Origin of the sequence: Yoonia sp. (assembly GCF_046292185.1) — a bacterium.
In the GTDB taxonomy this organism is placed as follows: Bacteria; Pseudomonadota; Alphaproteobacteria; order Rhodobacterales; family Rhodobacteraceae; genus Yoonia.
On sequence record NZ_JBKBQY010000007.1, the window covers coordinates 32478 to 44577 of the forward strand.

At 59.0% G+C, this 12100-nt stretch carries 11 protein-coding genes; 2 read left to right on the top strand and 9 right to left on the bottom strand.

Translation table 11 applies throughout. The features are described from left to right. Positions 1-5: 5 nt before the first annotated feature. The 5 genes from ACK4TM_RS02650 to glpD form a co-directional block, all read right to left on the bottom strand. Positions 6-782, bottom strand: a complete 777-nt coding sequence (locus ACK4TM_RS02650; RefSeq protein ID WP_409696387.1) for a carbohydrate ABC transporter permease — start codon at positions 780-782, stop codon at positions 6-8. 79 nt (positions 783-861) lie between these two features. Continuing rightward, positions 862-1734 carry a carbohydrate ABC transporter permease gene (locus ACK4TM_RS02655; RefSeq protein ID WP_409696300.1) on the bottom strand — a complete coding sequence of 291 codons (873 nt, stop codon included), beginning with the start codon at positions 1732-1734 and terminating at the stop codon, positions 862-864. After that, positions 1734-2840, bottom strand: coding sequence for an ABC transporter ATP-binding protein (locus ACK4TM_RS02660; RefSeq protein WP_409696303.1), 1107 nt, complete (start codon positions 2838-2840; stop codon positions 1734-1736). Before ACK4TM_RS02660 ends, ACK4TM_RS02655 begins: the two co-directional genes overlap by 1 nt. A gap of 9 nt (positions 2841-2849) precedes the next feature. After that, on the bottom strand, positions 2850-3938 hold the full coding sequence (locus ACK4TM_RS02665) for an ABC transporter ATP-binding protein (protein ID WP_409696306.1): 1089 nt from the start codon (positions 3936-3938) through the stop codon (positions 2850-2852). Positions 3939-3964: 26 nt separating this feature from the next. Beyond that, positions 3965-5569 carry a glycerol-3-phosphate dehydrogenase gene (glpD, locus tag ACK4TM_RS02670; protein ID WP_409696309.1) on the bottom strand — a complete coding sequence of 535 codons (1605 nt, stop codon included), beginning with the start codon at positions 5567-5569 and terminating at the stop codon, positions 3965-3967. 249 nt (positions 5570-5818) lie between these two features. Between glpD and ACK4TM_RS02675 the strand changes: the two genes are divergently transcribed. Further along, the gene (locus ACK4TM_RS02675; RefSeq protein ID WP_409696312.1) at positions 5819-6595 is read left to right on the top strand and encodes a DeoR/GlpR family DNA-binding transcription regulator; all 777 of its coding nucleotides are present in this window, start codon (positions 5819-5821) and stop codon (positions 6593-6595) included. Here ACK4TM_RS02675 and ACK4TM_RS02680 read toward each other — a convergent pair. From ACK4TM_RS02680 to ACK4TM_RS02690, 3 genes are read right to left on the bottom strand one after another with little or no spacing between them, the layout of a single operon-like run. Beyond that, the gene (locus ACK4TM_RS02680; protein WP_409696315.1) at positions 6592-7209 is read right to left on the bottom strand and encodes a TadE/TadG family type IV pilus assembly protein; all 618 of its coding nucleotides are present in this window, start codon (positions 7207-7209) and stop codon (positions 6592-6594) included. The genes ACK4TM_RS02675 and ACK4TM_RS02680 overlap by 4 nt on opposite strands. Then, on the bottom strand, positions 7206-7739 hold the full coding sequence (locus ACK4TM_RS02685; RefSeq protein WP_409696318.1) for a TadE/TadG family type IV pilus assembly protein: 534 nt from the start codon (positions 7737-7739) through the stop codon (positions 7206-7208). Before ACK4TM_RS02685 ends, ACK4TM_RS02680 begins: the two co-directional genes overlap by 4 nt. Then, positions 7736-9277: a pilus assembly protein TadG-related protein gene (locus ACK4TM_RS02690; RefSeq protein ID WP_409696321.1), complete on the bottom strand. Its 1542-nt coding sequence runs from the start codon at positions 9275-9277 to the stop codon at positions 7736-7738. Before ACK4TM_RS02690 ends, ACK4TM_RS02685 begins: the two co-directional genes overlap by 4 nt. Before the next feature lie 479 nt (positions 9278-9756). Between ACK4TM_RS02690 and ACK4TM_RS02695 the strand changes: the two genes are divergently transcribed. Beyond that, positions 9757-10764, top strand: coding sequence for an LLM class flavin-dependent oxidoreductase (locus ACK4TM_RS02695; protein ID WP_409696324.1), 1008 nt, complete (start codon positions 9757-9759; stop codon positions 10762-10764). A gap of 37 nt (positions 10765-10801) precedes the next feature. On the opposite strand, the gene ACK4TM_RS02700 is transcribed toward ACK4TM_RS02695, so the two are convergent. Further along, positions 10802-11935 carry a lytic murein transglycosylase gene (locus ACK4TM_RS02700; protein WP_409696327.1) on the bottom strand — a complete coding sequence of 378 codons (1134 nt, stop codon included), beginning with the start codon at positions 11933-11935 and terminating at the stop codon, positions 10802-10804. Positions 11936-12100: the final 165 nt, after the last annotated feature.

Sequence of the window (12100 nt, forward strand, 5' to 3'; positions counted from 1 at the left end):
TCCCTTTACACGCGGCCCAAGGCAAAGCCCTTGGCGATGTAGTTACGGACAAAATAGATCACCAAAGCACCCGGCACGATTGTCAGTACCCCCGCCGCACAGAGCACGCCCCAGTCAAGGCCAGAGGCCGACACTGTGCGCGTCATGATCGACGCGATGGGTTGCGCATCCACCGCCGTCAGAGTGCGCGACAACAGCAATTCCACCCATGAGAACATGAAGCAGAAAAACGCCGCCACCCCGATGCCGCTGGCGATCAGTGGCATGAATATCCGCACGAAAAAGCGCGGGAATGAATAACCGTCGATATAGGCGGTCTCGTCAATTTCCTTGGGCACACCGCGCATGAACCCTTCCAGAATCCACACCGCCAGCGGCACGTTGAACAAGGTATGCGCCAAGGCGACCGCAATGTGGGTGTCGAACAGTCCGACGGATGAATAAAGCTGAAAGAACGGCAGCGCGAAGACAGCAGGGGGTGCCATACGGTTGGTCAGCAGCCAGAAGAACAGGTGCTTGTCGCCCAGAAACCGGTAGCGGCTAAAGGCATAGGCGGCAGGCAGTGCCACGGCCAGCGACAGGATCGTGTTCATCACCACATAGGTGATCGAATTGATATAGCCGATATACCACGACCGATCCGTCAGGATGACGCGGTAATTATCCAGCGTCGGGTTCTGCGGCCAAAGGGTGAAACCGCCCAGGATCTCGCGGTTGGTCTGCAGGCTCATCTTGGTCAGCCAATAGATCGGGACCAGCATGAACATCAGATATACAACCATCACGACATGGCGGGCGCGCACCTTTGGCAAAGTGGCTTTGCGCGTGGTGGCTGTGTAGGTTTCGGATGTTGCGACCATGTTACCGGCCCTCCGCTTTATCAAGGTTGGTCATGACGGTGTAGAACACCCAGGATACCAGCAGGATCACAAGGAAATACATCAGCGAGAAGGCAGCCGCAGGTCCAAGGTCGAACTGTCCCAGCGCCATTTTCACCAGATCGATTGACAGGAACGATGTCGCTGAACCCGGCCCGCCACCGGTGACGACGAAAGGTTCGGTATAGATCATGAAACTGTCCATGAAGCGCAGCAGGATCGCGATCAGCAGCACGCCCTGCATCTTGGGCAATTCGATGTAGCGGAAAACCTTCCACCGGCTGGCCTGATCGATCTTGGCCGCCTGATAATAGGCCTGCGGGATCGATTGCAGCCCGGCATAGGCCAGCAGCGCGACAAGCGACGTCCAGTGCCAGACATCCATCATCACCACCATGACCCAGGCATGAACAGGGTTGCGGGCATAGTTCCAGCTGATCCCGACCTGATCAAGCGTATAGCCCACCAGTCCGATATCGGTGCGGCCCATGATCTGCCAGATCGTGCCGACAACGTTCCATGGGATCAGCAAGGGCAGGGCCATCAAGACCAGGCAGACCGAGGCCCAAAAACCGCGTTTGGGCATGCAGACCGCAATCGCGATACCCAGCGGGATCTGGATCGCCAGAATGATCCCCGAAAACGCCAGTTGCCGCCCGAGTGCCGCATGCACCCGGTCAGAAGTCAGCACATCGCGGAACCAACCAAGACCTTCCCAGAAAAACACGTTATTGCCGAATGTGTCCTGCACCGAATAATTCACCACAGTCATCAGGGGGATCACGGCGGAAAACGCGACCAGCACCAGCACCGGCAGAACCAGAAACCACGCCTTGTTGTTTTGTACCTTATCCATCAGACGACCTTTCGTTCAGAGGTGGCGACAGCCTGCAACGGGGCGATCCGCCAGTCCTCGGCATAGACATTGATCCGCTCTGGCGCGAAATGCAGGCGGTTGGCACCGGCTGGCACGGCAAAGCCTTCGGGCAGGATCGCGTTGACGGGCTTGCCCGCGAATTCCGCGCGCAGGATCTGGTGACGGCCCACATCCTCGACCCGTTTGATGGTGACGGGCAGGCCGTGTTCGCCATCGGTCAGGGTTACGAATTCGGGGCGGATGCCGATCTGGATTCGACCCTGGGTCGTGCGGTAATGTCCGCCCAGCGGCACCGCATGGCCTGCGCAATGGGCGGTATCGCCTGCGACCTCTGCATCGATCAGGTTCATACCGGGCGATCCGATGAAATAGCCGACAAAGGTATGTTCTGGCGTGTCGAACAATTCCTCGGGCGTACCTAGCTGGACGACGCGGCCGTCATGCATGACCACGACCTTGTCGGCAAAGGTCAGCGCCTCTGTCTGGTCATGGGTCACATAGATCATGGTGTGACCGAATTCGTTGTGCAGCGCCTTCAACTGCGTGCGCAATTCCCATTTCATATGCGGGTCGATCACCGTCAGCGGTTCGTCAAACAGGATCGCGTTCACGTCTTCGCGCACCATGCCACGGCCAAGGCTGATCTTTTGCTTGGCATCCGCCGTCAGCCCGCGCGCCTTGCGTTTCAGCAGATCATCCATCCCGATCATGGATGCGATCTTTTGCACGCGTTCGGCGATATAGGCCGGGTCCATGCCGCGATTGCGCAATGGAAAGGCCAGATTGTCGCCCACGGACATCGTGTCATAGACGACCGGAAACTGGAAAACCTGTGCGATATTGCGCGCCACGGTGTCCTGACGGGTCACGTCTTTGTCGCCGAAAAGAATGCGCCCACGTGACGGCACAACAAGACCCGAGATGATATTGAGCAGCGTGGATTTCCCGCAACCGGAGGCACCAAGCAGGGCATAAGCCTCGCCATCTTTCCAGACATGGTCGAGCTGTTTGAGCGCGAAATCATCTTCGCCCTTGGGATTGCGCAGATAGGAATGTGCCAGATTATCAAGTGTGATTTGTGCCATTGGTCCTCCTCAGGCCGCTGCCGCATAGGATGCGGGGGCCACCAGATCGCCGCTTTCGGTGAAGACATAGACATGGGCGGCGTCCAGCCAGACATTGATCGGCGCGCCAAATTGAAGGTGATGCACACCGTGAATAAGCCCGACCCAACGGTCGCCGGCATGGTCCAGATGAACAAAGGTTTCCGATCCGGTGATTTCCGTCACCCGCAAGGTGCAGGCAAACTGTAGACCGTCGCGGCCTTTCGGTTCCAGATGCAGATGGTCGGGGCGGAACCCCGCCAGATAGGTGCCGTCCGACAATTGCCCCAGGGCACCGGTCGCCGCAGCCGTCTGGCCTGCGCCAAAGCTGATCTTGTCGCCCGCCTTGACGATTTTGGTAAAATTCATCGGCGGGTCGGAAAACACCCGCGCGGTGGTCGCATCCTTGGGCTGGCGATAGACCGACGGGGTGGGGCCGAATTGGGTAATCCTGCCTTCCCACATTGTCGCGACATTGCCGCCCAGCAATAATGCCTCTTCCGGTTCGGTCGTGGCATAGACAAAGATCGCGCCGGATTCCTCAAAAATCCGGGGGATTTCTGCGCGCAATTCTTCACGCAATTTGTAATCAAGATTCGCCAGCGGTTCATCCAGCAACACCAGCCCCGCATCCTTGACCAAGGCGCGCGCCAGCGCACAGCGCTGCTGTTGCCCGCCCGACAATTCCAGCGGCTTGCGGTCCAGCATCGGGCCCAATTGCATCAGATCGGCGGTTTCGCGGACCTTGCGGTCAATCTCGGCCCGGTTCAGGCCCATCAGTTTCAAGGGCGAGGCGATATTGTCAAACACGGTCATCGACGGATAATTGATGAACTGCTGATAGACCATGGCAACCTTGCGGTCCTGCACGCGCATGCCTGTCACGTCGCGGTCTTCCCACAGGATACGGCCCGTCGCAGGCACATCAAGACCCGCCATCAGGCGCATCAGCGTGGTTTTTCCCGACAGGGTCGGGCCCAACAGCACGTTCATCGTGCCACGTTCCAGCGTCAGATCCGTGGGGTAGATATGGCTTGCGCCCTCTACCACCTTGCTGACGCCGTCCAAGACCAGCGACATATTCTCTCCTCCCTCAAAGCGCTGCTTTATTCTGCGGCGCGTAATACTTTCTTTGCATGGTTGGCGGTCCATTCCTCCAGCACCGCCACCTGGTGTTGATCCATCCGCAGGCCCAGTTTGGACCGTCGCCACAGCACGTCCTCTGCGCTGCGGGCGTATTCATGGGTGATCAGCCAACTGACCTCTGCCTCGGACAGGGTCGCGCCGAAATCGTGGCCCAGATCGGTGGCGGTTTTTGCAGCCCCCAGGATATCGCGGGCCTCGGTTCCGTAAGCGCGCGCCAGACGGCGCGCCCAGAAATCGGTCAGGAAGGGGTAATCACGCTGCAGTTCCGCCACCAAAGCCGCCACACCGTCATGCGGAAAATCGCCCCCCGGCAGGGCGACGCCTGCGGTCCATTTGCCTTTATCCAGCGGCAGGATTGTCCCGATCTTATCCAGCGCGGATTCCGCCAGCCGCCGATAGGTCGTGATCTTGCCGCCAAAGATGTTCAGCACCGGCGCACCGGCGGATTGATCAACCTTCAGCGTGTAATCACGGGTCGCGGCGGTCGCCGAACTGGCCCCGTCATCATAAAGCGGGCGCACCCCCGAATAGGTCCAGACGATGTCATCCGTGGTCACGGGCCGTTTGAAATACTGGCTGGCGAAATTGCACAGGTAATCGCGTTCCTCATCCGTACAGACGGGTGTTTGCGACGGGTCGTGATGTTCGGCATCGGTCGTGCCGATCAGGGTGAAATCCTGCTCATAGGGGATGGCAAAGATGATCCGCCCGTCACTGCCCTGAAAGAAATAGCATTTGTCATGATCGTAGAGCTTGCGAGTCACGATATGGCTGCCGCGCACAAGGCGGACATTCTCGCGGCTGTTCAGCCGCAGCCTGCCGTGGATGACGTCGCCGACCCACGGACCTGCGGCATTGATCAGCATCCGGGCGGCGATGGTCTGTTCGCCATCCTCGGTCCGGATTTTCACTTGCCAGATACCATCCGCGACGCTGGCCGACACCACCTCTGACCTTGTCATGATCGTGGCACCACGCGCGGCGGCATCGCGGGCGTTCAGCACGACAAGGCGCGAATCCTCGACCCATGCATCGGAATATTCATAGGCTTTGGTGAAGCGGTCATTCAGCGGCGCGCCCTCTTTGCCCGTCAGCGTCAGGGTTGTCGTGCCCGGCAATATCTTGCGTCCGCCCAGATTGTCATAAAGGAACAAGCCCAGCCGGATCAGCCAGGCGGGCCTGCGCCCTTTCATCCATGGCATGAAAATACCCAACAGCCGCGACGTCGGTGTATCGCTGTCGAAACGCATATCGCGATGATAAGGCAGCACGAACCGCATCGGCCAGGAAATATGCGGCATCGCGCGCAGCAAGGTTTCACGCTCGATCAGCGCCTCGCGCACAAGGCGGAACTCGAAATATTCCAGATAACGCAGACCGCCGTGAAACAGCTTGGTCGAGGCCGATGATGTCGCCCCCGCCAGATCGCCCTTTTCCGCCAGCACAACCGACAATCCGCGCCCGGCGGCATCGCGCGCAATGCCGCAGCCGTTGATGCCACCGCCGATCACCAACAGGTCATGCACCTGCTGTGTCGCGGTAAGGTCTGGTGCCGGTTGTGACATGATTGCTCTGTCCTTGAAGGGCAAGATTGCGGTCACGGCAAACCTAGTCGGCAGGCGCGCCGATGCGCAAGTTTTTTCGTTTTATAGGATAAAGATATTCGTTTTACCGTAAGCGAAAAATTAAAAGCGCTTTGTTTCTGCTATGTTCCGTATTGCAGGTTCGCGGCGATGCAGAATATCGTGAAAACGAACATTGCAGTTCCCGGGCGCGATTCGGCGGCCCGCGCGAATTGGCAAAGGGGGCTGGCCATGTCACAGGAAGAACGCTTGCGCGATATCCAGATCATCGCGCGTCGGGACGGGCGCGTGATTGTCGAAGACCTTGCTGCGCATTTCAGCGTGACCATGCAGACAATCCGGCGGGACCTGTCCGAGCTTGCCGATCAGGGCAAGCTGCAGCGCGTGCATGGCGGCGCTATCCTGCCGTCGACCGTCGCCAATATCGGTTATCAGGACCGCCGCGATCTGAACGAATCCGCCAAAGCCGCCATCGCGCAGGCCTGTGTGCGGGACATCCCTAACGGCTGTTCGCTGTTTTTGAACATCGGCACCACGACCGAGGCTGTGGCCCGCGCCCTGCTGGGCCACCGCGATATCATGGTGCTGACCAATAACCTGAACGTGGCGAATATCCTTGTCGATAACCCCCAGTGCGAAATCATCGTCGTCGGTGGTCTGTTGCGCCGCGCCGATGCCGGGCTGGTGGGCACGATCACGACGCAGGCGATCGGCCAGTTCAAATTCGATCTGGCGGTCATCAGCTGTTCGGCGCTGGACGAAGACGGAGATATTCTGGATTACGACATTCAGGAGGTCGGAGTCAGCCAGGCAATCCTGCGGCAGGCGCGGCGCAGCTTTCTGGTCGCCGACCAATCCAAGTTCCGCAGACGCGCCCCCGCCCGGATCGGATCGCTGGCGCAGATTGACGGGTTTTACACGGACGCACCCCTGCGCACGGATCTACAGGCAGCCTGCCAGGGGTGGGGGACCAACGTCACGCTGAGCGACGCAACGCAAAGGGCCTAGCTGCCGGCAGGGCTGCACAGGTTGGGGCCATCGTTGCAATTGCCCGGGCCAAAATCCTGTTCCAACAGCTGTGAGCCATCGTCGAATGCGACTTGCGGGGCAAAACGCGGTCGCGTCACAATCATCTGACGGAAGGTCTGTTCTGCGATGCCCACATTGAACAAAGGCGTGTAATCAACCGATGTTTCCACCATCACGAATGTCTCGCCCTGCGGAATAGGGGGCAGGCGGGCTGACATCGGGCCGTTCAGTTCGGTTTCGCCCAAGGCCGGGCCAAGGCCGGTATTGACCGACCAGATCGCGATATAGCGGTCGCTCTGATCGCTCCAGCCGATGCTTGACACGCGCATCGTGGTCGTGTTGCGGGTGCGCGCAAGGATGTCATGCAGGGTGTTCATCCCTTCTATGAAGGTCACATTCACAGGTTCGGTTTGCCGCGAAATGCTGTCAGCGACGATATAAGCAGCTTTCTGGCTGGCCGTGTTCACGCGGTAGAGGTCGAAAAAGACATAGGTCGCGAAAAAGGCCAAAGCGACAAAAGGCACAGCGATGACTGTTTCGACGGTGATTACACCGTCTTCGTCTTTCCAGAAGCGGGACATGAATTTCTTCATCTGGGTTCATTCACAAAAGATGTCACCGAAAACAGCTCGTACCCGCCGCCGGGTGCCGGCGGCAATCGCAACCCCAGACGCGAGGTCGGAAACAATGGATCGATGATCAGGCAGGCGCGCAGGATCATCAGATCATTGCTGCCGCCGCTGGTGACCTGGGTTGTTGGATCAATCTCTTCGTCGCGGTTGATACATTCCGTCTGGCCTGTGGGATAGTTCCAGGTCGTCATGCTTACGCGGCGCAGGTCAATCAGCAGGTTCCTTTCGCAGTCACGGATCATGCTCGTGGTGGCGCAGATATTTTCGCGAAGCAAATCCACGGTCGGGTTCTGGATATGCCCCAGACGTAAAGCGCGGATGCTGACATCGACGCCGCGGTCCAGCAGCACCTGACGTGTCATCGTCACGCCAAGCTCTACCCCCATGAACAGGAAGGTGAACATGACCGGCGCGAGGATCACAAATTCCACGGTCGATGTGCCGCTTTCGTCGCGGCAAAACCGTGCCAGGAAATTCGTGACTTTCTTCATTGTGTCAGTCTCAGCCTGTTGATCGTCCCGGCAATCGCACGGAATGCACCGCGGATATCGCTGCCGTTCACATCGAAAAAATGGCTTTGGGATGTGGCGCATGTCTGCATGGAGGCGACGCCGACGGGTGACGCCTCAAATGCGACCGTAAAGATCGGGATTTCGCGCAACTTCAACTGATTGCAGATTGCGGTCAGGCGCTGGTTTTTGAGCGTCGGCGAAGTTGTCGACAACCAGGTATTGATCCACGAATTGGTGATGTTGTTTCGTTGGGTATTGTTGCTACCCAGCGGATCGCCGTAAAGGTTTTTGGCAACCCAGCGCACGGTGTGACGCGTCCACACCTGATCCCAGCTTAACCGCTGGACCACCCCCAGGTTAGTGGCACTGATCGACCCCGAAGGTCTGCTTTGCCAACCGACAACCTTTCGCCCTGGTACGTCATAGACGAAATACTTGTTGTTGCTTCCCGAATATGTCGGATGATGAATAGACAGATAGCCATTGGACGGGTCTACAAAGACAGGTGCTTCGCCTGTCCGGTAATCCGGGTGCATATGAAATTGATCCCAGTTTTCACCGTCAGTCATGATCACCATCACCTTCAGCACGTCGGGATCGTCATAATCCAGCGGACGCCCGAGAAAGTCGTCGGGGACTTTGCCGTCGGCGACCATTCCGGTGATCACGGGCCGCATCGTCGGATCAAGCAAGGCCGCACCCCATTTCACACCGATATCGATCGATGTGTTGCCATCGGCCACGAGGTTTGCGATTCGGTTGCGCAAAAAGGCGGGATTGCCGGAATAGGTGACAATCTCGCTCGTTCCGCCAGAATGGATCGGGCAAAAGAACATCTGCGGGTTGATTGTAGTGTGCCACGGATCGAAAGTGCCAGCGCCGATCAGCGTGGAAAACGGTGCGATGGAAATCGAATTGAAAGATGTTCCCAAGAATTCGACGCACTGCGACTGCGGGATGGGTGGCGCGATGGTGAAGTATTCGGCAAGGTCCGGCCCCAGGTTGACCTGCCCCGTATAAGGGATGATCGAGACCGAAACCTGACCCGGTTCGGCGTTCTCAAACAGAGTGTCGATAAAATCCTGGCCCGCGATCCGCAGGTTCTGAATCCTGTTTTGCTGGTTCATCGAATTGGAAAGATCCAGCACCAGTGACACTTCAACCTTGCTATAGCGTTCCTCGGAGGCGCTGACCGGGGTCATGTTCAATTCGCTGATGCCCAGGAATTTCATGAACATCGTCGGCAGGACATTGGCTGTCTGCACATTCACCCGGCGGAAGTTCAGGCCTTCGACAATCTCGACATTCTGCAAATTATCTTCCAGCCCTTCGCGCCGGAAATATTCGCGCACCACCTCTTCTGGATCATTGGGCTGGCGCAGGCTGCCAGCGGCCAACACGGCGCGGTCGGCGGTATTCTGCAAATGCACCCGCTTGTTTTCATAGCGCATGATATCCACGGCCATCCCACCGACAATCAGGATGATCACGAATATGAACATCGCAAAAATCGTCATGGATCCGGTTTCGTCGCGGAGAGTATTCTTACCAAAATTCTTGTTGAAATGGCTGAACGGTCGCTGCACGGCCGCGCCTCCTCGTTTCTGATCGGCAAAATGAAAAACGACACACGCTGGGTCTGTCGCAAAATACTTAATCAAGTTTAACTCTGACATAGTGGCAAAATTCAGGCAAGTCTTTGCTTATCCGGGCGAGTGGTTTCCGAATCTGCACTGAAACTCCTTTACAACGCTCCGAATCAGAATGTGATTGGTGAGATTGGCATCGATCGCAATTATCACCATGACGTTTCCGTTTTGGCGACAGCGCTGCGGTTTTTCGTGGATAGGTCATAATCAAATGTACCCGATTGCTGCGTTGGACCGTCAGTGGGCGCGCGGCATTTGCACGGGTTGCCGAGTGCGGTCACGGATTGGATGGCTGGTCTTGGCGTTTGTACAGGCAATGCTTAGCTAAGCCCTGAACGGAGGCTATGATGCAGCATTTTTCACTTCTTGACCTTTCCCCGGTGCCCGAAGGCCGGACCACTGCCGATGCCCTGGCGGGCACCGTCGATCTGGCGCGCGCGGCAGAGGCTGCGGGCTATCACCGCTATTGGCTCGCCGAACATCACAATATGCCCGGCATTGCCAGCGCGGCCACGGCGGTGGTGATCGGGCATGTCGCGGCAGCCACGGAAACCATCCGGCTGGGGGCAGGGGGCATCATGTTGCCCAACCATGCGCCACTGGTTGTCGCAGAACAATTCGGCACATTGGCCACGCTCTACCCCGGACGGATCGATCTGGGGCTTGGGCGCGCGCCGGGCAGCGACATGACGACCGCGCGCGCGCTGCGCCGCCACATGGCCCCCGAAGACAGCTTTCCCCAGGATGTGCAGGAACTGATCGGTTATTTCGGCGATAACCCTGACACGGCACCGGTGCGTGCGATCCCCGGCAATGGCACTCATGTGCCGGTGTGGATTCTTGGATCAAGCCTTTATGGCGCGCAGCTCGCGGCGCATCTGGGACTGCCTTATGCCTTTGCGTCGCATTTCGCACCGGCAATGCTGGATCAGGCGCTGGACGTGTACCGCCGCACGTTCCGGCCATCGGAGCATCTGGACCGGCCCTATGTGATGATCGCGGCAGGCGTCTGTGCCGCCGAAACGGATGAAGAAGCGGCCTATCTGCGGTCATCGCAGGTTCTGGCCTTTGCCCGCCTGTTCGGCGGCAAACCCGGCAAGTTGCCGTTACCCACGCATGATGTGGCGGCACAGGTTTCACCGCAGGTATTGACACAGGTGCAGCAGGCGCTTGCCATATCGGCCACCGGGTCGGCGGCGACGGTCAGGGCCGGTCTGAAGGACCTGATCGCGACCTATCAGCCGGATGAGCTGATGCTGACCGGCATGATCCATGACCCTGCCGCGCGGATCAGATCGTTCCAGATTGCTGCCGATGTGCTGACAGACCTGCGCCAGCCCGCTGTCGCTGCCTGAGGGGATGCCGCAACGGTTTACCCGTTGCGGCGATGGTTCAGGACACCAGGCGCAGCAGCGCCGGTGACGGATCACCCGTGACGGGCAATCCCTGGCTGCGTTGGAAACCCTCGATCGCGCGGGTGGTATTGGCACCGATCACGCCGTCTGCGCCTTGCGTGTCGAACCCGCGCCGGGTCAGGCCGTTCTGCAGGGCGATACGTTGCGGTTTGGTCAGGCCGAACCGGTCCGGCGGGAACGGCATCTGCAAGGGGCCACCGCCTGCGATGCGGTCGGCCAGATGGCCGACGCCGATCGCGTAAGAATCCGAATTGTTGTAGCGTTTGATCGCCCGGAAATTGGCCGTGGTGGTAAAGCGTGGCCCGCCCGGCTGCGGCTCCAGCGCGCCATTCGGGTCTTCGCGCCCCCAACTCGTGCCGGTCTGCCAGCCGCTGCGCGCCAGATAATTGGCGGCACTGGCCAAAGCATCCGATGGATCATCCGCCCAGATATCACGCCGCCCGTCGCCGGTGAAATCCACTGCGAATTGCGCGAATGTCGTGGGGATGAACTGCGTATGTCCCATCGCCCCGGCCCAAGACCCGGTCATCCGCGCCGGCGTGATATCGCCCGCCTGAAGGATGCGCAAAGCGGCCAGTGTCTGTGCCTCGAAAAACGCACCGCGCCGTCCCTCATAGGCAAGGGTGGATGTGGCGGCGATGACGGGAATATCGCCCTGTCGTTCGCCATAAAAGCTTTCCAGCCCCCAGATCGCCGTCACGATATAACGGCTCACGCCATAGCGCGCCTCGATCGCGTTGAGAACGGGCGCATGGCGGGCATAGGCGGCGCGGCCTTTGGTGATGCGTTCATCCGAGGTGGCGATGGCCAGATAATCCTCCAGCGTGCGGCGGAATTCGGTCTGGTTGCGGTCGCGGCTGACGACACCGGGCAGAAAGCCCCCGCTGCGGAATGCGGCGTCAAAGGTCGCGGGCGTGATGCCTTGTCCGGTCGCGCGACCACGGAACCCCGCCACCCAGGCGTCATAACCCGCATCGCGCTGCGGCAAAAGGTCACTGGGGGTGGCGGTTGCGCGCGGTGGCGTGTTGGCGACCGCGCCGGGATTGGTGGCGCAACCGGCCAGCCAGCTGGCGCCAAGCCCTGCAATGATGAAACGGCGGTTGATGCTCATGTTCTGCCCCTTATGATTTTTGCGCAACTTTAACAGCAAAACCCAAGCGCACAATGCCGCAGGCCCCACTGCGGCAAGGCTTTGCTGGTCATCACACAGAGTTTTGCATTTCGGACCCGCCCGCCGCATGCCATCAGGGTGTGAAATCCGTATGAAAGGCGCATC